This window comes from Anaeromyxobacter dehalogenans 2CP-C, assembly GCF_000013385.1.
Taxonomy (GTDB): Bacteria; Myxococcota; Myxococcia; order Myxococcales; family Anaeromyxobacteraceae; genus Anaeromyxobacter; species Anaeromyxobacter dehalogenans_B.
The window spans coordinates 2,813,702-2,832,241 of record NC_007760.1; the positions used below are offsets into that span (position 1 = coordinate 2,813,702).

Below are 18,540 nucleotides of genomic sequence, written 5' to 3' on the forward strand. Positions count from 1 at the left end.
TCATGTTCCCTGGCTGCGGACCGGCCCGGCGCCCGGCGCGGCGGCGGCGCCCTCGGCCCCGCCCTCCCGCCGTTCCCCGCCGGCCGTCTCGTTCTCGATCCCGAACAGCTCCGCGGCCGCGCCCGGGAGCGCGCTGTCGCCGGAGGAGGCCGCCTCCTTGAGGCGCGAGGTCGGCCCGTGGAGGAGCTTGTTCACGATGGCCTGGGCCATGGCCTCGACGCTCTTGCGGCCCTTGTCGTCCAGCTTCCCGCCGACCTGCGCGAGCGTGCGCTCCGCCTCGGCCCGGGCGATCCGCTCGGCGTGCCGCCGGAGCTGCGCCAGCACCGGCAGCGCGGCGCGCGCCTCGCGCTCCTTCGCGAAGGCCATCACCTCGGCCTCCACGATGGCCTCGGCGCGGATCGCCTCCCCCTGCCGCGCCTGCTTGCTGGTCGCGACGACGCGCTCCATGTCGTCCACGTCGTAGGCGTAGACGTCGGAGAGCTCGGCGCAGGCGGGGTCCACGTTGCGCGGCACCGCCAGGTCGATGAGGCAGATGGAGCGGCGGCGCCGGGCCTTCATGGCGGCGTGCATCGACTCGCGCGTCACCACGTAGGTGGGCGCGCCGGTCGAGACGATCACGACGTCCGCCTCGCCGAGGAGCCGCTGCAGCTCCTCCCAGCCGCGGTAGCTGCCGCTCACCTGGGCGGCGAGCGCGAGGCCGCGCTCCGGGGAGCGGTTCGTGACGAGGATGCGATCCGCGCCGAGCACCGCCAGCGCCTTGGCCGAGAGCGCGCCCATCTTCCCGGCGCCCACCAGCAGGATGGCCCGGCCCTCCAGCCGCCCGAAGATCTTCTCGACCAGCTCCACCGCCACCTGCGACATGCTGGTGGCGCCGCGGCCGATCTCGGTCTCGGTCCGCACCCGCTTCGCGGTCGCGAACGCGCGGTTGCACAGGCGCGAGAAGTAGGACCCGGCCGCCGACGCGGCGCTGGCGAGCCCGTACGCCTCCTTCACCTGGCCGAGGATCTGCTGCTCGCCGACCACCATCGAGTCGAGGCTGGAGGCGACGCGGAACAGGTGCCGGACCGCCTCCACCCCGTCCTTCGCGTACAGGTGGTCGGCCGCCGCGGGCGAGCGCTCGGTGAAGAACCGGCGGGCGGCGTCGGGCCGGTCGGAGTGGACGAACACCTCCACCCGGTTGCAGGTGGAGACCACCAGCGCCTCGGTGACGCCCTCCATCGCCTTCAGCTCGCACAGCGCCGCCTTGAGCGCGTCGCCGGTCAGCGCCACGCGCTCGCGGACGTCGATGGGCGCGCTCTTGTGCGAGAGCCCGACCAGGAAGAGGCGGCGGTCGCCGGTCACTGCGCCCCTCCGGTGTGGGCCGACCCCGCGTAGTCCCCGGCGTGGCGCGTGACGCCCGGCACGGTCCTCAGGGTCACCATCGAGCCCAGCACCAGCACGAACCCGACCAGGGTGAGGAGCGCGTACCGGCGCCCGTGCCAGCCGGTGTGGCGGAGCTGCACCATGGCGCCGTACAGGATCCACACGCCCAGGGAGATGACCTGCTGCGGGTCCCAGGACCAGGGGCTCTTCCAGATCGCCGTGGCGGTGATCGTCCCGGCGACGAGCGCGATGGTGTACGAGACGAAGCCCGCGCGCACCAGCCGCTGGTTCAGCTTGTCCAGGGCGTCGAGCGAGGGCAGGCGGGAGAACAGGGCGCCGAAGCGCTTGCCCTTCACCTCGCGCTCCTGGAGCAGGTACATGAGCGCCACCGCGAACGCGAGGCCGAACAGCGCCACGCCCAGGCCGGCGGTGAGGATGTGGATGGTCACCGACTTGTGCCGCAGCGTCTCGGGCGGCACGCCCGGGTGGCCCGGGTCGCCGAACATCGCCGGCAGGAGCACGATCAGGATGAGCGGCGTGATGAACGCGCCCACGGTCGGCAGGTGGTAGCGGCGCTGGAGCACGAGGTACGCGCCCGCCAGCAGCCAGACCATCAGCACCAGGCCGCCGCGCAGGCTGAAGAACTCGCGGCCGCCGAACTCCGCGCAGCCCACCCCGATGGCGGCGGCGTGGACGGCGAACGCGGCCGCGAGCAGCCAGTAGCCGGCGGTGGCCGCGCGGGCCAGGCGGGGGCGGGCGAAGTACACGATGTAGGACGTGGCGGCCGCCGCGTACATTGCGGCGGCGACGCGCAGGATGATGACGCTCATGGTCGCTTCCCCGCGGCGGACGGCCGGGCCGTCGTCGCGCGCGCTCCGACCGAGGCTCCGGTCAAGACAGGTTCTCCAGCAGGAAACGGGCGAGGGCCTCCGCCTCCTTCCGACGTTCCTCCAGTTCCCGCGGCAGCGGGGCCGGGCCCGCGCCCGCCGCCCCGCCCTGCGCGCCGGCGCGCGGCCGCCCGCCCGGCGCCGCGACGGCGGCCTGCAGCGCCGCCGCCTCCGCCAGGAACCCGGGCTGCACCTCGTAGGCCACGTCGCCCAGGATGCAGGAGTCGTTCACCGGCTCGGCGCCCAGCTCGCGCAGCTGCGCCGCCGTCTTCACCTTGTGGAGGAGCCCGTGCGGATCGCGCTCCGCCCCGAGCACCGCCATGAAGCGCAGCGCTGGCTCGAGCGCGTAGCTGCGCCCCTTTCCTTCTCCCGCCAGGAGGGTCATCACGTTGCCGACGAAGTCGATGCGCCCCTGTTCGGCCCAGCTGTCGAGCATCGACTGGGTGACGAAGAGGAGACCTGCCATGCGCCGTTCCGTTCCGCGGAATCCGCTCGCCGCGGCGCGGAGGCGCGCACGGCGGAGCCGGAAATTAGCACGCCCGCCTCGCCGCTTGCCAGCCTCGGACCGCGCGGATATGACTCGCGCCAACTTCGGACATCAGGAGATTCCATGGCCTCGAACGACGTCGTAGTGCTGCAGGACTCCACCTTCGAGCAGGAGGTGCTGAAGAGCGACACCCCGGTGCTCGTGGACTTCTGGGCGGTGTGGTGCGGGCCCTGCAAGGCGATCGCGCCCGTCGTGGACGATCTCGCCGCCCGCTACAAGGGCAAGCTGAAGGTCGCGAAGATGGACGTGGACCAGCACCAGGGCGTGCCGCAGCAGTACGGCATCCGCTCGATCCCCACGCTGCTCGTGTTCAAGGGCGGGCGCGTGGTGGACACCGTCATCGGCGCCGACAAGACGCGCCTCGAGGACAGCGTCAAGAAGGCGATCGGCTAGCCGGCCGTCCCCGCTCGCGGCCGCCGCCACGGCGGGCCGCGGGCGGTGCGCCGGGCGGAGGGTGCGGCAACGTGCCGCGCCGGCCGCTCGAGGCGCGCGCCGGCGTCAGTTCACGAAGCGCCGCATCCCGACGTTCGCGAGCAGGCCGATCCCGCTGTAGATGACGATCACGCTCGACCCGCCGTAGCTCATCAGCGGGAGCGTCACCCCCACCACCGGCAGCAGGCCGATCACCATCCCGATGTTGATGGCGACGTGCCAGAACAGCATCCCGGTGAGCCCCACCGCCAGGAAGTGGCCGAACCGGTCGCGCGCGTTCCCCGCGACGTCCATCGCGCTCGTCACCAGCGCGAAGTAGAGCGCGAGCAGGAGCAGGCAGCCCACGAACCCGTGCTCCTCGGCCCAGACCGAGAAGATGAAGTCGGTGTGCTGCTCCGGGAGGAACGACAGGTACGTCTGCGTGCCCTGCCCCCAGCCCTTCCCCAGCCCCTGCCCCGAGCCCACCGCGATCATCGACTGCGTGGCGTGGTAGCCCGCGCCGAGCGCGTCCGCCTCCGGGTTGATGAAGGTCTCGACGCGCTTCTTCTGGTACGGCTTCAGGTGCGGGTAGACGAGCACCGACCCGACCACCGCCACGCCCGCAAGCAGCGCCAGCGTCTTCCAGCGCACCTTCGCGAACAGGATCTGGGTGAACCCGACCGACAGCACGATGAGCGCGGTGCCCAGGTCCGGCTGCTTCAGGATGAGCACCGCCGGGACGAGCGCGATCAGCATCGGCGCGACCAGCCGCAGCAGCCCGTAGCCGTCCTTCCGCTTCTCCGCGTCCGACGCGAAGAAGCTCGCCAGCGCGAGCGCCACCGACAGCTTCGCCAGCTCCGAGGGCTGGAAGTTCACCGGGCCGATGGTCAGCCAGCGCCGGGCGCCCATCACGTAGCGCCCCTTCACCATCACCAGCACGAGCAGCACCAGCACGACCGCGTAGAACACCCAGGCCATGCGGTGGAACGCGCGGTGGTCCACCAGCGTGATGGCGAGCGCCAGCACCGCGCCCGCGCCCATCCACCAGGTCTGCGAGATCCAGACCGGCGCGTGCGCGCTGCGCGACGCGGAGGAGAGGTTCCAGATCCCGATCGCCGAGATGGACAGGACGATCAGCGCGAGGTGCCAGGGGAAGTGCGCGAACACGCGCCGGTGCGGCGTGGCCGCGAGCGAGACGTCAGGCGCCACGGTCCACCCCCGGCACGGCGGCGGACGCGCCGCGCGCGCCCAGCCTGGCCGGCTCGATCGTCCCCGGCGGCGGCGCCGCCGGCGGCGCGGCGGGCGGCGCCGCCTCGGGCGCCGGCCCCTGCGCCGGCCCGGCCCGCTCGGCCGCGTCCTCCGCCTTCAGCTCCATGTACCTCTTCACCAGCGCCGACGCGGTCGGCGCCGCGTTGGACGAGCCGAAGCCCGAGTGCTCGTTCAGGACCACCACCACGATCTCCGGATCCTCCGCCGGCGCGAACGCCGCGAACCAGGCGTGGTCGCGCTCGAAGTACGACACCTGCGACGCCTTGAGCCGCCGCGCGCCCAGCTTCACCACCTGCGCCGTCCCGGTCTTGCCCGCCATGACGTAGTCGGCGGAGCGCTGCGAGTAGGCGGTGCCGAACGGCTGGTTCACCGCCGCGAGCAGCCCCTTCAGCACCGTGTCGCGCGTGGACGGCTTGATGGGCAGCGTGCCGCGCGTCTCCGGCGCGAACGCCTGCACCACCTTGCCGTCCGGGTCCTCGACCCGCAGCACCACCTGCGGCTTCCAGAGCTTCCCGGTGGCGAGCGCGCCGTAGAACACGAGCTGCTGCATGGGCGTGACGTTCACGTCGCCCTGCCCGATGGACAGGTTCACCGCCATGCCGCGCTGGTAGCCGCCGGCCTGGTGCTTGTCGTGCCAGGCCGCGTCGGGCACCACGCCGGGGACCTCGCCGGCGATGTCGAAGCCGGTGGGCACGCCCAGGCCGGAGAGGTGGCCCCACTTCGCGATCGCGTCGGCGCCGAGCAGCGCGCCCGCCTGGTAGAAGAACACGTCGCAGCTCGCGCCCAGCGCGTGCTCGAAGTCCACGTAGCCGTGGCCGCTGTCCTTGTCGCAGCGCCACCGCGCCCGCCCCATGCTGAAGTGGCCGGGGCAGTACACCGAGGTGTTCGGCTTGTAGATCCCCTCCTCCAGCGCCGCGATGCTGGTGAGCGCCTTGAAGGTGGAGCCGGGGTGGTAGTGCTGCTGGATCGCGCGGAACAGCTCGGGCTGCAGCGGGTCGGAGTGGATCGCGGCCAGCTCCGCCGAGGTGATGCGCCCGGACATCTTGTTCGGGTCCGGCGCCGGGCGGTCCACCAGCGCCAGCAGGAAGCCGGTCTTCGCGTCCATCGCCAGCACCACGCCGGCGGTGGCGGGGAAGGTCTTCTCGGCGAACTCCTGGAGCCGCCAGTCGATGGAGAGCACCAGGTTGCGCCCGGGCACGCTCGGCACGACGCGCTGGTCGGGCGGGATGAGGTCGTCCGCGTCCTCCTTGCGGCGCCCCTTCGCGTCCACCGGCACGCGCTCCTTGCCGTCCACGCCGCGCAGGTCGCGCTCGAAGCGGCGCTCCAGCCCGCGGCGGCCGACGTAGTCGCCCATGTAGTACTGGCCCTGCGGCGACGCGGTGCGCTGCAGCTCCTCGTTGAGCCGCTTCAGCTCCTCGCCCCCGACCTCGTTCATGTAGCCGATGAGGTGCCCGCCCAGGCCGCCGAAGCGGTAGTTGCGGTGCGGGATGGGCTGGACGTCCACGCCGGGCAGGTCCATCTGGCGCGCCAGGTAGCGGTCCAGCTCCTCGCGCGTGATGTCCACCTTCACCGTGAACGGGCGGAAGCGCTCGAGCTTGCGCGCCGAGCGGAGCTGCCCCTGCGCCCGGGCCACCTCCTCGGGCGACATCTGGAGCAGCGCCGCCACCCGCGCCAGGATCTCGTCGCACTGCTTCCCGCAGAAGTACGGCGTGAGCGTCACGTCGTACGAGGGCCGCGAGTCCACCAGCACGCGCCGGTTGCGGTCGAGCATCAGCCCGCGGTCGGCGGGGATGCGCAGCTCCTTCACGAAGTTCTCGTCGGCGCGCTCCTTGTACTCGTCGCCGCGGAGGATCTGGAGCTGGTACAGGCGCCCGAGCAGCGTGAGGAACACGAGCACCACCAGGCCGGTGGCCCAGGCCAGCCGCGGCCGGAACTCCTTCTGCGCCGCACCGGGCGCGCTGGGCGGGATGAGCGACATGTCAGCGCAGGAGCCCCGGCTCCTCGCGGTGGAACAGGCCGTCGATGCGGCGCATGCCCGCCGCCACCAGCGGGGCCGCCGCGGCGGTGAGGAGCGCCTCGAGGAGCATGCGCGGCAGGAGCGCCGCGCCGGGCTGCACCTCCGGGGCCGAGGTCAGCCGGGTGAGCAGCAGGGCGCCGAGCGACAGCGTCAGCGCGCCCAGCCCGGAGAGCGCGGCGAAGCCGGCGCGCCCGCGCACGTCCACCGCGGCGCCGGCGCCGCGGGCGAGCACGAACACCGCCACCGCCAGGAACGTCATGAGCCCCTTGGGCGAGCCGGTCATGAGATCGAGCACGTAGCCGACCCCGGCCGAGGCCACCGAGCCGTCCACGTTGCCGCCCTGCAGGCCGAGGTAGACGATGCAGGCGGCGAGCAGCGACACCGAGAACGCGCCGCCGCCCACCCAGCGGAGCACCGCCGCCTGGAGCCCGGCCAGCAGCAGGGCGAACACGACGTGCGCGAGCGGCTTCACCGCTGGCTTCCCGGCGCGTACGCGGAGGGCTGCGCCTCGACGGCGCGCTCCGCCGAGGTGATCACCAGCACCTCCTCCACGCGGGTGACGTCCACCGCGGGGATCACCTGCGCCTCCTGGAACAGGCCGTTCGCGCTGCGCTGCAGGTGCGTGACGCGGCCGACCGGCAGGCCGGGCGGGAACACGCCGTCGGTGCCGGAGGTGACGAGCTGGTCGCCCTCGATCATGTCCTCGGTGCGCAGCGCGTAGTCGAGCTTGCAGCCGTCGGGCTTGCCGGTGCCGCGCACGTTGGCGCGCGCGCGGGTGCGGTCCACGCGCACCGCGATGGAGCTGTTGCGATCGGTGAGCAGCAGCACGTCGGCGGTGTGGTCGGTGACCGAGTGCACCCGCCCGACCACGCCCTCCGCCACCACCGCGGGCATGGCGCGGTCCACGCCGTCGGCGGCGCCGCGGTCGAGCGTGACGATCTGCAGGCCGGCCGTGCCGAGGCGCACGCCGATCACCCGCCCGCCCACGTAGGTGCGCTCGGGGGTCGCCTGCGCGAACGCGAGCAGCTTGCGGATGCGCTCCGCCTCGGCGCGCTCGCTGACCAGCTGCTGCTTCTCCATCTGGAGCAGGTTCACCTGCCGTGACAGGTCCACCGCGCGCTCCTGCGCGTGACGCAAGGCGACGTACCCGCGCCACCCGTCGAGCACGCCGGTGACCCCCCACGCGACCACCCGCTGCACCGGGTAGGTGATCCAGAGCACCACCCGATCCAGGCGGGTGCGCTCGCTGGGCTGCTTTGCGTGGGCGAAGAAGACCCCGAGGGGCACGAGGAGCAGGACCGCGACCAGGATCAGCTCGCGGTACCGCTTGAGCAAGGCGAACACGGGGACTCCGGAGACTCCAGCAGGGCCAAAAACCCTTGCATTTTAGCCCTTGTTGACTAGGGTGTTCAACTTCGCGGCGCCCACCCCTTTCCAGGGCGTTCGTCTTACAACAACTCGGAGCATCGCTTCATGCTCGATATCGTCCGGGCCAACAAGAAGGGCATCCTCTCCTGGCTCATCGTCCTCGGGATCGTGGTGGTGTTCGCCATCAACTTCGGTCCCGGTTCGCTGTCCAAGGGGGGCGCCGGCTGCGGCGGCGCCCCGGCCTACGCCGCCCGGGTCAACGGGAAGAGCATCTCGGCCGCCGACTTCGAGCGGCAGTACGAGAACCTGCTCCGCTTCTACCAGCAACAGGCGGGTGAGGGCTTCACCCGCGAGCTCGCCGCGCAGCTCGGCCTCGGCCGGCAGGCGATGGGCGTGCTGGTGGACCGCGAGCTGGCGCTGCAGGAGGCGCGGCGCCGCGGCGTCGTGGTCACCGACCGCGAGGTGTCCGAAGCGGTCCACCAGATGCCGGCGTTCCAGGAGAACGGGCAGTTCCGCTACGAGACCTACCTCGAGGCGGTCCGCGCGAACTACGGCTCGCCGGGCAACTTCGAGGCGGCGGTCCGCGACGACCTGCTCTACCAGAAGATCCTGGGCGCGCTGGTCGAGACGGTGAAGGTCCCCGCCACCGAGGTGCGCGCGCAGTGGGCCGCCTCGGCCGACCGCGCCGCGCTCAAGTTCGTGCGGTTCCCGATCTCCGCGGCGCAGGCCGAGGTGAAGGTGTCCGACGCGGACGCGAAGGCCTTCGCGGACAGGGAGGGCGCGCGCGTCGAGGCGTTCTACAAGGAGAACGCCGACCGCTACGACCAGAAGGCCAAGGTCCACGTGCGCCACGTGCTCGCGCGCGTCGCGCCGGGCGCGTCCGCCGACGAGGAGGCGGCCGCGCGCAAGAAGATCGACGAGGCGGCGGCGCGGGTGAAGAAGGGCGAGGACTTCGCCAAGGTGGCCGCGGCGCTCTCCGACGACCCGAACACCAAGGACCGGGGCGGCGACCTCGGCTTCGTCTCCGAGGGGCTCGCCGACGCCGCGTTCGCGAAGGCCGCGCTCGCGCTGAAGGCGGGCCAGGTCTCCGAGCCGGTGCGCACCCCCGCCGGCTGGCACCTCATCCGCGCGGAGGAGGTCGTCCCGGCGCGCCAGGTGACGCTCGAGGCCGCGCGCCTCGACATCGCCCGCGAGCTCGTGGCCCGCGACCGCGCGCAGGCGCTGGCCCGCGAGAAGGCGCAGGCCGCGCTGGACGCCGCGCGCAAGGGGAAGGCGCTCGACGAGCAGTTCCCGCCCGCCGGCAAGGGCAAGCAGGTCACGCTCGGCGGCACCGTCCTCGCCGCCGAGCAGACCGGTCCGTTCGGCGCCGGCTCGCCGGTGGTGCCGCGCATCGGCGCGGCCCCCGAGCTGGCGCAGGCCGCGCTCACCGCGAAGGCGGGCGAGGTGCTGCCGAAGGTCTTCGACACGCCGAGCGGCCCGGTGGTCGCCGTCGTCGAGCTGCGCGAGTCGCCGGATCCGGCCAGGTTCGAGGCGGAGCGGGCCGGCATCGAGGCCCGCCTCCAGGGCATGAAGGCGGAGCAGGTGCGCCGCGCCTGGCTCGAGGACCTGCGCGGCAAGGCGAAGATCGAGGAGAACGTGGCGCTGCTCGGCGCGACCGAGCCCGCCGCGCCGCAGCCGTAGCGGCGGAGGCCGCGCTTGGCGCCACGGCTCGTCCTCGCCTCCCAGAGCCCCCGGCGGCGCGAGCTGCTGGGGCAGCTCGGCCTCGCGCTGGACGTCCGTCCGGCGGACACCGACGAGCGCGTGCTGCCGGGCGAGCCGCCCAGGGACTACGTGCTCCGCGTGGCGCGCGAGAAGGCGCGCGCGGTGCCCGGCGAGGTGGTGCTCGCGGCCGACACCGCGGTGGTCCTCGGCGGCGAGGTGCTCGGGAAGCCGCGCGACGCGGAGGACGCCCGGCGGATGCTCCGCGCGCTCTCCGGCACGCGCCACGAGGTCCTCACCGGCGTGTGCGTCCGGCGCAACGCGAGCGCGCTCGGCGTCGAGCTCGACGCGGTGGTCGCGACCGAGGTCGCCTTCGCGCGCCTCGGCGACGCGGAGATCGACTGGTACGTCGGCACGGGCGAGCCGCTCGACAAGGCGGGCGCCTACGCCATCCAGGGCTCGGGCGGCGCGTTCGTGCAGGAGGTGCGCGGCAGCGTGTCCAACGTGGTGGGCCTGCCGCTCGCCGAGACCGCCGCGCTGCTCCGCCGCGCCGGCTTCCCGCTGCCGTGGGAGCAGCCGTGAGCATCGCCGACCGGCTCGCCGCGATCCGCGCCGAGCTGCCGGCCGGCGTGACCCTGGTCGCGGTCTCGAAGACGCAGCCGCCGGAGGCCATCCGCGAGGCCTACGCCGCCGGCCAGCGCGACTTCGGCGAGAACTACGCGCAGGAGTGGCGCGCGAAGGCCGACGCGCTCGCCGACCTCCCCGGCCTGCGCTGGCACTTCATCGGCGGCCTGCAGACGAACAAGGCGAAGTACCTCGCCGGCCGGGTGGCGCTCGTCCACGCGGTGGACCGGGAGGAGCTGGCGGCCGAGCTGTCGCGCCGCTTCGGGCAGAAGGGCGCCACCGCGCGCGTGCTGCTCGAGGTGAACGTCGGCGGCGAGGCGTCGAAGGAGGGCTGCCCGCCGGACCGCGTCGAGGCGCTCGCGGCCGCGGTGCGCGCGCTGCCGTCGGTGGAGCTGGCGGGGCTCATGTGCATCCCGCCGCCCGCCGACGACCCGCGCCCGCACTTCCGGGCGCTCCGGGCGCTGCGCGACCGGCTCGGCCTGCGCGAGCTGTCGATGGGCATGAGCGCCGACTGGCGGATCGCCGTCGAGGAGGGCGCGACGCTGGTCCGCGTGGGCAGCGCCATCTTCGGCGCGCGGCCGCCGCACGGCGCGCGCGGCGGCGCCGGGCCGGCTACAGCGACTTGAGCCGCAGGCGGCCGGCCTCGGTCACCACCACCGAGAAGTCCTGCCCGCAGTAGAAGCAGCGGACCTCGTCGCCGTCGCCGAAGCCGTCGTCGTACGGGTTGTTCGCGGCGCAGTCCGGGCAGTCGAAGTCCTGGAACCGCCGTCCGCTGCCCTCGTCCGACTCGACGTCGTCGTCCTCGTACCCGCGATCGATCGGCACCGCGCTGCTCCCTCGGCCGCGCGCCGGCTGCGGCCCGGGCGCGAGCCTAGTCCACTTCGGGGTGGGGCGCGAGCGAGCGGGCGCCCGGCCGCGTCCCTCGCGCGAGGGGGTGGGAATGCAGGAGCCCCTCCCGTCCATTCTGGTCGGAGGGACCACCCCCGAAGGCCGGGCGACCGTGTCGGCCGCGCGACACGCCTGTCGCGCTCCCGCATCAGTCGTTGCGCGGCGGCCTTCGAATCCCGAACAATGTCCGGCCGGCGCGGAGGTGGCACCGGCCTTGCTCTATCTCGGGGTGACCGCGCACCGCTTCGCGCGCGGCGTGGCTCGGAAGAAGCGACTGGAGATCCGCCGCAATGACCAAGACCTGGACCCTCGCCCTCGCCGCCCTCCTCGCCGCCGTCCCCGCCTCGCGCGCCGACGCCTTCGCGCCGGGCGAGGAGACGGTGTTCAGCGTGCGGTACCTGAACCTCCCCACGGGTGAGGGGCGCATCGTGGTCGGTCAGCCGGAGGGCGACGTGTGGCCGGTGATCTTCCAGGCCAAGACCGAGGGCGTGGCGGGGTTCATCGACATCCGCGAGCACCTGGTCTCGTACTGGGACTCCTCGGCCCGGATGAGCCGCGGCTCCGATCTGAAGGCCTACGAGGTCGGCGACTACCACGTGGACTCGGCGCGCTTCGACCGGGCGAACGGGCAGGCGACGGTGGTCGTGCAGCGGAAGGGGAAGCGCAAGGAGAAGACCTTCCCGATCGCGGCCGACGCGCACGACCTGACCAGCGCGTTCATGTGGATCCGGCTGCAGCCGCTGACCATGGGGCACCGGTACGAGCTGCCGGTCGTCTCCGGGTCGAAGCAGTTCACCCTCGTGGCCGAGGTGGTGGGCCAGGAGCGCATCGAGACGCCGGCCGGGACGTTCCCCACGCTGAAGGTGAAGGTCCGCACCGCGCTCGAGGGGAAGTTCTCGACCAGCCGCGACTCGTACATGTGGCTCTCCGACGACCCGCGCCACATCCTGGTCCGCGCCTCCGCCGACTTCGCGGTGGGCAGCATCGTCGCGACGCTGAAGAGCTACCGGCCCGGCGGCGAGGTGGCGGCGGTCCGCTGAGGACCGCCCTGCCGGGCGGCGCACGCGCGGGGTGAGCCCGCGCGCTCGCTTGTGCGGGCGGACCCGGGCGACCACCTTCGCGGCGTGACCGCCCCCGCGCTCCTGCTCGCCCTCCTCGCGCTCGCCCGCCCCGGCCCGGTCCCCCGGGCCCCGGCGGAGCCGGCGCTCGAGTGGGCCGTGGCGAGCGGCCTCGACAAGCTCCGGCCCGCCGATCCGCTCCCCGCCGCCCGCGCGGTGGACCTGGTGGCGGCGCGCGGGGAGTGCGAGTCGGCGCAGGTGGCGGTGCGTCCCCGCGGCGCCGCGCTCGCGCTCGGCGCCGAGGCCGCGCCGCTCTCCCCCGAGGCGCGCCGCCGCGGGCGGCGGATCCCGGTCGCGCTGTACCGGGTGGCGACGGTGCGCCTGGCGCGCCCGAGCGGACCGGACGGCGCCGCCGGCGAGTGGCCGGACCCGCTCGTGCCGGTGCGCGACGCCTGGTTCCGCGAGGCGCGCCGCGCGTTCCCGGTGGAGGTCGCGGCGGGCCGCCTCCAGGCGATCTGGGTGGAGGTGTGCGTCCCCCACGACGCCGCGCCCGGCGCGTACGCGGGCGTGGTGCGGCTCTCGGCGGGCGGCCGGCGCCTCGCCGAGGTCCCGGTGCGGCTGCGGGTGTGGCCGTTCGCGATCCCGCGCACCGGCACCTTCGCCGCGCCGTTCGGCCTCTCCACGCGGCTCGGCACCCGCGCGCTGGGCGTGCCGGACGATCCCGAGGTGGCGCGCGCGCTCGCCGCGGCCGCGCTGCGGCACCGCGTGACGCCGTTCACGCTCTCGGCCGACCCGCCCGACGGCACGTGCACGGCGGGGCGCTGCGCGCTCGACTGGTCGCGCTACGACGCGGAGGTCGGGCCGGTGCTGGACGGGACGCTGGTGCCCGGCGTGCGCGGCGCGTTCGCCGAGGTGCGCATCGCCGGGCGGGTCTGGGACGGCCCGGAGGCGGACCTCGCCGCCACGCTCCGCGCGTGGCGGGCGCACTTCGAGGCGCGCGGCTGGGCGGACCGGCTCTGGCTCTACACGCTCGACGAGCCGCGGCCGGAGCAGCTTCCCGAGCTGGCGCGCCGGGCGCGGCTCGCCCGCGCCGCCGGCATCCGCGTGTTCGCCACCACGCTGCCCCAGCCGGCGCTGGACGGGCTGGTGGACGCCTACGCGCCGGTGCTGAACGCGCTGCCGGAGGGGCGCGCGCCGCCGCGCGTGGCGTTCTCCTACGCGTCCTGCATGTCGCACGGGTGCGCGGAGCTGCCCGGGGGCGGCCCGCTCCGCGCGGAGATGCTCCGCACGTTCGCCGGCTGGCCGGGCTACGAGATCGACCGGCCCGGCGCGGCCGCGCGCGCGGTGGCGTGGCTCGGCTGGCGGCGCGGCCTCTCCGGCGAGCTCTACTACGATATGCTCCAGGCCTGGCGAGGCGACCCTTGGACCGACGTGCGCGCGTTCGCGGGGAATGGCGACGGGACGCTGCTCTACCCGGGGAGGCCGGCCGAGCTCGGCGGGACGCGGCCGTTCCCGGTGGAGTCGATCCGGCTCAAGATCGTGCGCGACGCCCTGGAGGACGTGGAGCTCCTGCGGCTCGCCGCCGCCGCGGGCCTCGGCGGCCTGGCCGCCGCGACGGCGGAGGGGCTGGTGCCGGCGCCGCGCGGGTGGGAGCGCGACCCTGCCCGCTGGCTCGCGGCCCGGCGCCGGCTGGGGGACGCGCTCGCCCGGCGCCTCGCGACCCGCTGAGCCCCGGCCCGCGCGCGGGGCGGCGCAGATGACCTCCGCCGCGCTGCTCGCGCTCGCCCTGCTCGCCCCCTCCGCCACGCCGGCCGCCCCGGCCTGTGGCCCGCCGCCGCTCGCCGCGGGGGCGCGCCCCTGGGCGCCGGGCGAGACGCTCACGTTCGACCTCGACCTGCTCGGCATGGTGCGCGCCGGCACGCTCCAGCTCTCGGTGGAGCGCCCCATGTCCGGCGGGCGCGTCGTCCCGCTGCGCGCCCGCGCGCGCACCGACGCCTCGCTCGCCGCGCTCAAGAACGTCACCGCGGTGGGGCTCTCGTGGGTGGACGCGGACACGCTCCTGCCCGAGCGGTACCGCGACGAGGCGCTGGAGAACGGCGTCCGCAAGGTGAGCGACACCCGGCTCGCGCCGCCGGGCGGCGAGGTGGTGGTCGCGTACCGCTACGGCGACCGCGAAGGGAAGACCGCGTACGCGCGCCAGGGCCACGTGCTCGACGCGCTGTCGGCGGTGTACCTGCTGCGCGCGGCGCGCCTCGCGCCCGGGGAGGCGTTCTGCTTCGACCTGGTCGCGAACCGGCGCTTCTGGCGCCTGGAGGGGACGGTCGCGCGGAAGATCGAGCCGGTGGACACGCCCGCCGGCCGGTTCCAGACGCTGCGCGTGGACGCGGTGGCGCGCCGCGCGGACGACCCGGACGCGCGGGCGCGCCCGCTGCACCTGTGGTTCACGAACGACCGGCGCCGCCTGCTGGTGGCGGCGGTGAGCGAGATCGACCTCGGGCCGGTGCGCGCGATGCTGGCGAGCGTCCACGGCGCGCGCGCGCCCTGACGGGAGGCGCCATGCCTCACATGCGCGCGGCGACCTGCGCCAGCCGGCGGCGCACGCTCCCGAGCACGCCGGACAGGTAGTCGAGCCGCTCGGTGGGCGCCCCGCCCAGCGCGAGCGACAGCAGGCGCTGCTGGCTCGGCTCGCCGTCGGAGAGCGCCGCCTCGACGTTCGCCACGTACGCCGCCACCGCGGAGAGCGCCGCGCGCGCCTCGCGCAGGTCGTCCTCGAGGAAGTCGAGCACCACGTGCTCGCGCGCGGTGGAGCCGGCCAGGCGCCGGCGGAGCGCGTCCACGGCGCCCGGCGCGTCGGGGGAGACCTCGACGGCCTCGGGCTCCAGCGACTCGGCGAGGGCGACGGCGGGCAGGCGGCTCATGGCGGGCCTTTCTGCGCCGCGCGCGCGGCGCGGCGTCGGACGGTGTCGATCGCGGCCGCGATGCGCGAGGCGCTCTGCCCCTCGGCGAGCAGGTCCCGGACGTCGCGCAGGGCGCGGCCCAGCGCGTCCGGCCCCTCCTCGCCCCGGGCGTCGCGGAGCGCGCGGGCGAGCGCGGCCTCGGGGCCGGCCGCGGCCGGCGGCGGCGCGGCCGGCGCGCGGGGCACGGGCGCGTGGGGCGCGGGGACGTCGGGCGCCCGGATCGGGAGCGCGGCGGGCACGGCGCGGCCCAGCAGCACCTCGTCGCCCGGCGCCTGGCCGGCCGCCTCGCGCGGCAGGTAGACGCGCCAGAGCGTGCCGCGGTTGTCGCGGTGCAGGGGGCGCGCGAAGCGCTTCTCGACGAGCGCGTCGAGGACGCGCAGCAGCCGGCGCTCGGACAGGCGGAGCCGCGCCATGAGGTCGCGCTTGGCGGCGCGGCACCAGTTCCGCCCCTCGCCGAACGAGAGCCGCAGCAGGTGCAGGTACGCGGCCTGCTCCTCGGCCTCCAGCGCGGTGGCCGCGGCGTCGAACGCGTCGAGCGGGATGGCGACGAAGGCGGCGCGCACCCGGGCGGCGCCGAGCAGCTCGCCCTCGAACGGCAGGCGGCGCATCTCGCCGGGCTCGAGCGCCTCGGCGGCGATCGCGCCTGCCGCGAGCGGGCGCGTGGCGAGCGCCGCGCTCCCGCGGACCCCACGGTAGAACCGATCCGCCCGCGCCATCGCCGCCACCCTCCGCACCGAGGGTCCACGGTAATCGGGCGATATCGAAGGTCAACTTTCCGGCGGCGCCGCCGCGGGGCGCCGGAGACGCGACGGCCCGCCGAGAGGGCGGGCCGTGGGTGACGCGGGGTGGAGCCGGCGGGCTAGATGAGCCCGCGCGAGCGGCGGAGCAGCTCGACCGTCTTCTGGTACTCGATGTCCCAGGCGGCCGTGCCCTCCTGCAGGTGCTTCAGCCGGGCGCGCGCCTCGCGGTCGATCTCCTCGTCCACGTCGAGGTGCTTCTTGAAGATGTTGAAGACCTTCTTGCGGAGGACGTGGTCCTCGGAGAAGACCTCCTCCACGTTCCGGGAGATGAGCAGGAACTCGATCATCTGGCCGATGACGTACTCGATCCCCTCGTCCCCCATCTTGAAGCCGCGGACGTCCGCCATCTCGCGCTTCACCTGGTTGAACCGGGAGTGATCGTAGCCGCGGCGCTCCAGCGCCTCGCGCGTGGCGGCGTTCACCCGCTCCTCCGCGGCGAGGTACTCCTTCATGATCGCCGCCATGTCCATCTCGGCGTCGGCGATGCGCAGGGTCTCCACCTCCACGTCGCCGTCCTGCATGAGGGTCTGTACGACCTCGCGGGCGATCGTCGGGATGACCTTCGGGTAAAGCCGCATGGAGTGTGTCCTTGCCTCGACGCCGCGGTCCGCGCCGCGGGCCGGATGCCGGTGCGAAGACCGCGAAACAAAAGGTAAAGCCGTATAAACCCCGCCTGCCTTCATAGGCAAGAGAAAACAGCGGCTTCTGGCATGTTCCATGCCGCGGGACGGGCGCGCATCGGCCCCCGTGGGCCCGGCCCCGCGCGGGCCCGAGGAGTTCACGGTGCGTACGGCAGGCGGGCGATCGGCGAGCGCCCCGGCGTCGCGGCGGAGGCGGCCCTCGGGCGGAACGCCGCGCGGCGCCTCCCCGGAAACGGCGAGGGCGGCGCCCGGCGGCGCCGCCCCCTGGAACCCGCGCCGGCGCGTGCGGCGCTAGCTGGCGTAGATCTTCATGACCTCGGCGAGCAGCTTCAGCGCCTCGGCCTTCGGGCGCTGGAACGCGTTGCGGCCCATGATCGAGCCGAACGCGCCGCCCTCCTTGAGGCCGCGGATCTCCTCGAGCACCGCGTCGGTGCCCTTCGCCTCGCCGCCGGAGAAGATCACGATGCGCTTGCCGTTGAACGCGCTCTGCACCACGTGGCGCACGCGCTCGGCCAGCGTCTTCGTCGGGATCTTCTGCTCCTCGTAGACCTTCTTCGCCGCGTCCAGCTCCACCAGGTCCTTGGGCGGCTTCACCTTGATGACGTGGGCGCCCATCTGCGCGGCGATCTGCGCGGCGTACGCGCTGATGTCCACCGCGGTCTCGCCGTCCTTGGAGACGCCGGAGCCGCGCGGGTAGCTCCACACCACCACCGCGAGGCCCATCGACTTCGCCTCCTGGGTGATCTCGCGGAGCTCCTCGAGCTGCGTGTTCCGGGCGTCGGAGGCCGGGTAGATGGTGAAGCCGACCGCGGAGCAGCCCAGGCGCACGGCCTCCTTCACGGAGGCGGTCACCGCCGAGCAGGGCGCGCCGCCCATCTTCGAGAGCGAGTCGGAGTTGTTGAGCTTCAGGATGAGCGGGATCTGCCCCGCGAACTTCGCCGCGCCCGCCTCGATGAAGCCGAGCGGGGCCGCGTAGGCGTTGCAGCCCGCGTCGATGGCGAGCTGGAAGTGGTAGTCGGGATCGTAGCCGTCGGGGTTCTTCGCGAACGACCGCGCCGGCCCGTGCTCGAAGCCCTGGTCCACCGGCAGGATCACCATCTTGCCGGTGCCGCCCAGCTTGCCGTGCATGAGCATGCGGTGCAGGTTCGCCAGCGTCCCGGGGTTGTCCGATCCGTACCAGGACAGGATCTGCTTCACGCGCTCGGTCGTGTGCTCGGGCATCTCTCTCTCCAGCAATTCGGTTGGCGGTGTCGGTGGCTCGGGGGCGGTGCCTGAATTTCGCCCGCAATCTACGGACCCGTGCCCGAACGAGGCAAGGGGAAAAGCCGGCGGCCGCCGGGCCGCGCCTCGCCCTCTCCCCGCGGGCTGCGCAGGTTTTCCTGGTCCACCCGAAAGGAAGGCAACGCATGGCCCGTGGAATGGGAGAGCGTCCGGAGCGCAGCCCCTCGGCGATCCTGTCGGAGGTCGAGTATCCGATCACGCGCGACGAGCTGTCGTCGGCGGCGGCCGAGGCCGGCGCGCCGGCGGACGCCATCAACTTCCTGAGGTCGCTGCCCGACCGGACGTACACGAGCCCGTCGGACGTGCTCCGGGAGTTCGGCGAGGGGAGCGCGCGCTTCGGGATGCACCGGACGGACGTGCGGCACCGGGAGGACCTGGGGAAGGAAGCGGTGGAGACGGGGGCGAATCCGACGAGGCATCCGTAGCTCGGGCTTGGACGGTTCGGTCGGGGTTGGGGCACGCGTCGGCTTTGAGGGCGCGGCGGCGTGTTCCGAGCGGCACGCCATGGCGGAGTTCCTCGTCGCGCTGGCGGAGTTCGACAAGCGTGCCGCGACCCAGGTTCCATTCCGGGCGCCCGAACCAAATCCACCCAACGGGGTCGAGCCCGCGGAGCATTCAGATGCCGCTCGCAGTGAGCCTGTCGAACTGCGAGCTGCGATCCCTGCCGCCAAGCCCAGCTCCATCGACTGGCTCGGATCGGACCAGGCGCGGATGCACCTCACCGTGTCCAAG

At 74.1% G+C, this 18,540-nt stretch carries 20 protein-coding genes; 8 read left to right on the forward strand and 12 right to left on the reverse strand.

Features of this window, described 5'->3' with window-relative positions:
• The 3 genes from hemA to ADEH_RS12905 all read right to left on the reverse strand — a co-directional run bounded on the left by hemA (position 1) and on the right by ADEH_RS12905 (position 2,715).
• Positions 1-1,341 carry a glutamyl-tRNA reductase gene (gene hemA, locus ADEH_RS12895; protein WP_011421545.1) on the reverse strand — a complete coding sequence of 447 codons (1,341 nt, stop codon included), beginning with the start codon at positions 1,339-1,341 and terminating at the stop codon, positions 1-3.
• Positions 1,338-2,192, reverse strand: coding sequence for a cytochrome C assembly family protein (locus ADEH_RS12900; protein ID WP_011421546.1), 855 nt, complete (start codon positions 2,190-2,192; stop codon positions 1,338-1,340). The genes hemA and ADEH_RS12900 overlap by 4 nt, the downstream gene beginning before the upstream one ends.
• Positions 2,193-2,253: 61 nt before the next feature.
• Positions 2,254-2,715 carry a hypothetical protein gene (locus ADEH_RS12905; RefSeq protein WP_011421547.1) on the reverse strand — a complete coding sequence of 154 codons (462 nt, stop codon included), beginning with the start codon at positions 2,713-2,715 and terminating at the stop codon, positions 2,254-2,256.
• 144 nt (positions 2,716-2,859) lie between these two features.
• Between ADEH_RS12905 and trxA the strand changes: the two genes are divergently transcribed.
• Entirely contained in the window at positions 2,860-3,189 is a 330-nt protein-coding gene (gene trxA, locus ADEH_RS12910) for a thioredoxin (protein ID WP_011421548.1), read from the forward strand.
• Between the two features lie 105 nt (positions 3,190-3,294).
• Here trxA and rodA read toward each other — a convergent pair whose 3' ends face one another.
• Genes rodA through mreC form a run of 4 tightly spaced genes read right to left on the reverse strand, consistent with a single transcriptional unit; the run spans position 3,295 to position 7,837 of the window.
• Positions 3,295-4,416, reverse strand: coding sequence for a rod shape-determining protein RodA (rodA, locus tag ADEH_RS12915; RefSeq protein ID WP_011421549.1), 1,122 nt, complete (start codon positions 4,414-4,416; stop codon positions 3,295-3,297).
• Complete coding sequence (gene mrdA, locus ADEH_RS12920; protein WP_011421550.1) at positions 4,406-6,454, reverse strand: penicillin-binding protein 2; 2,049 nt, start codon at positions 6,452-6,454, stop codon at positions 4,406-4,408. The genes rodA and mrdA overlap by 11 nt, the downstream gene beginning before the upstream one ends.
• A 1-nt stretch (position 6,455) precedes the next feature.
• Positions 6,456-6,965, reverse strand: coding sequence for a hypothetical protein (locus ADEH_RS12925; protein ID WP_011421551.1), 510 nt, complete (start codon positions 6,963-6,965; stop codon positions 6,456-6,458).
• The gene (gene mreC, locus ADEH_RS12930; RefSeq protein ID WP_011421552.1) at positions 6,962-7,837 is read right to left on the reverse strand and encodes a rod shape-determining protein MreC; all 876 of its coding nucleotides are present in this window, start codon (positions 7,835-7,837) and stop codon (positions 6,962-6,964) included. The genes ADEH_RS12925 and mreC overlap by 4 nt, the downstream gene beginning before the upstream one ends.
• A 129-nt stretch (positions 7,838-7,966) precedes the next feature.
• Here mreC and ADEH_RS12935 point away from each other — a divergent pair, with 129 nt between their 5' ends.
• The 3 genes from ADEH_RS12935 to ADEH_RS12945 are packed head-to-tail and all read left to right on the forward strand — an operon-like array spanning position 7,967 to position 10,809.
• Positions 7,967-9,541, forward strand: coding sequence for a peptidylprolyl isomerase (locus ADEH_RS12935; protein WP_011421553.1), 1,575 nt, complete (start codon positions 7,967-7,969; stop codon positions 9,539-9,541).
• Between the two features lie 15 nt (positions 9,542-9,556).
• A complete protein-coding gene (locus ADEH_RS12940; RefSeq protein WP_011421554.1) occupies positions 9,557-10,141 on the forward strand; it encodes a Maf family protein in 585 nt (194 codons plus the stop codon).
• Positions 10,138-10,809 carry a YggS family pyridoxal phosphate-dependent enzyme gene (locus tag ADEH_RS12945; protein ID WP_081436918.1) on the forward strand — a complete coding sequence of 224 codons (672 nt, stop codon included), beginning with the start codon at positions 10,138-10,140 and terminating at the stop codon, positions 10,807-10,809. Before ADEH_RS12940 ends, ADEH_RS12945 begins: the two co-directional genes overlap by 4 nt.
• On the opposite strand, the gene ADEH_RS12950 is transcribed toward ADEH_RS12945, so the two are convergent.
• Positions 10,796-11,008 (reverse strand): hypothetical protein, encoded by a 213-nt coding sequence (locus ADEH_RS12950; protein ID WP_041453527.1) that lies wholly within the window; start codon positions 11,006-11,008, stop codon positions 10,796-10,798. The two genes, ADEH_RS12945 and ADEH_RS12950, sit on opposite strands and share 14 nt — an antisense overlap.
• Positions 11,009-11,361: 353 nt before the next feature.
• Here ADEH_RS12950 and ADEH_RS12955 point away from each other — a divergent pair, with 353 nt between their 5' ends.
• The 3 genes from ADEH_RS12955 (at position 11,362) to ADEH_RS12965 (ending at position 14,674) form a co-directional block, all read left to right on the forward strand.
• Positions 11,362-12,111 (forward strand): DUF3108 domain-containing protein, encoded by a 750-nt coding sequence (locus tag ADEH_RS12955; RefSeq protein ID WP_011421556.1) that lies wholly within the window; start codon positions 11,362-11,364, stop codon positions 12,109-12,111.
• 84 nt (positions 12,112-12,195) lie between these two features.
• Positions 12,196-13,857 (forward strand): DUF4091 domain-containing protein, encoded by a 1,662-nt coding sequence (locus ADEH_RS12960; RefSeq protein ID WP_232287275.1) that lies wholly within the window; start codon positions 12,196-12,198, stop codon positions 13,855-13,857.
• 28 nt (positions 13,858-13,885) lie between these two features.
• A complete protein-coding gene (locus ADEH_RS12965) occupies positions 13,886-14,674 on the forward strand; it encodes a DUF3108 domain-containing protein (RefSeq protein ID WP_011421558.1) in 789 nt (262 codons plus the stop codon).
• A 16-nt stretch (positions 14,675-14,690) separates the two neighbouring features.
• Here ADEH_RS12965 and ADEH_RS12970 read toward each other — a convergent pair whose 3' ends face one another.
• From ADEH_RS12970 to ADEH_RS12985, 4 genes are all read right to left on the reverse strand, one after another.
• Positions 14,691-15,047, reverse strand: coding sequence for a hypothetical protein (locus ADEH_RS12970; protein WP_011421559.1), 357 nt, complete (start codon positions 15,045-15,047; stop codon positions 14,691-14,693).
• Positions 15,044-15,802, reverse strand: a complete 759-nt coding sequence (locus ADEH_RS12975) for a hypothetical protein (RefSeq protein WP_011421560.1) — start codon at positions 15,800-15,802, stop codon at positions 15,044-15,046. The genes ADEH_RS12970 and ADEH_RS12975 overlap by 4 nt, the downstream gene beginning before the upstream one ends.
• A gap of 143 nt (positions 15,803-15,945) precedes the next feature.
• Entirely contained in the window at positions 15,946-16,464 is a 519-nt protein-coding gene (locus ADEH_RS12980) for a DUF507 family protein (RefSeq protein WP_011421561.1), read from the reverse strand.
• Between the two features lie 354 nt (positions 16,465-16,818).
• Entirely contained in the window at positions 16,819-17,748 is a 930-nt protein-coding gene (locus tag ADEH_RS12985) for a class I fructose-bisphosphate aldolase (RefSeq protein WP_011421562.1), read from the reverse strand.
• 185 nt (positions 17,749-17,933) lie between these two features.
• On the opposite strand from ADEH_RS12985, the gene ADEH_RS12990 reads away from it, so the two are divergent.
• Positions 17,934-18,233: a DUF2795 domain-containing protein gene (locus ADEH_RS12990; RefSeq protein ID WP_011421563.1), complete on the forward strand. Its 300-nt coding sequence runs from the start codon at positions 17,934-17,936 to the stop codon at positions 18,231-18,233.
• Positions 18,234-18,540 lie beyond the last annotated feature (307 nt).

Bases quoted from the DNA above. Each gene is read 5' to 3' on its own strand.
- ADEH_RS12900 (WP_011421546.1), bottom strand. From the start codon at position 2,192: ATGAGCGTCATCATCCTGCGCGTCGCCGCCGCAATGTACGCGGCGGCC.
- ADEH_RS12905 (WP_011421547.1), bottom strand. From the start codon at position 2,715: ATGGCAGGTCTCCTCTTCGTCACCCAGTCGATGCTCGACAGCTGGGCC.
- trxA (WP_011421548.1), top strand. From the start codon at position 2,860: ATGGCCTCGAACGACGTCGTAGTGCTGCAGGACTCCACCTTCGAGCAG.
- mrdA (WP_011421550.1), bottom strand. From the start codon at position 6,454: ATGTCGCTCATCCCGCCCAGCGCGCCCGGTGCGGCGCAGAAGGAGTTC.
- ADEH_RS12935 (WP_011421553.1), top strand. From the start codon at position 7,967: ATGCTCGATATCGTCCGGGCCAACAAGAAGGGCATCCTCTCCTGGCTC.
- ADEH_RS12955 (WP_011421556.1), top strand. From the start codon at position 11,362: ATGACCAAGACCTGGACCCTCGCCCTCGCCGCCCTCCTCGCCGCCGTC.
- ADEH_RS12965 (WP_011421558.1), top strand. From the start codon at position 13,886: ATGACCTCCGCCGCGCTGCTCGCGCTCGCCCTGCTCGCCCCCTCCGCC.
- ADEH_RS12970 (WP_011421559.1), bottom strand. From the start codon at position 15,047: ATGAGCCGCCTGCCCGCCGTCGCCCTCGCCGAGTCGCTGGAGCCCGAG.
- ADEH_RS12975 (WP_011421560.1), bottom strand. From the start codon at position 15,802: ATGGCGCGGGCGGATCGGTTCTACCGTGGGGTCCGCGGGAGCGCGGCG.
- ADEH_RS12980 (WP_011421561.1), bottom strand. From the start codon at position 16,464: ATGCGGCTTTACCCGAAGGTCATCCCGACGATCGCCCGCGAGGTCGTA.
- ADEH_RS12985 (WP_011421562.1), bottom strand. From the start codon at position 17,748: ATGCCCGAGCACACGACCGAGCGCGTGAAGCAGATCCTGTCCTGGTAC.
- ADEH_RS12990 (WP_011421563.1), top strand. From the start codon at position 17,934: ATGGCCCGTGGAATGGGAGAGCGTCCGGAGCGCAGCCCCTCGGCGATC.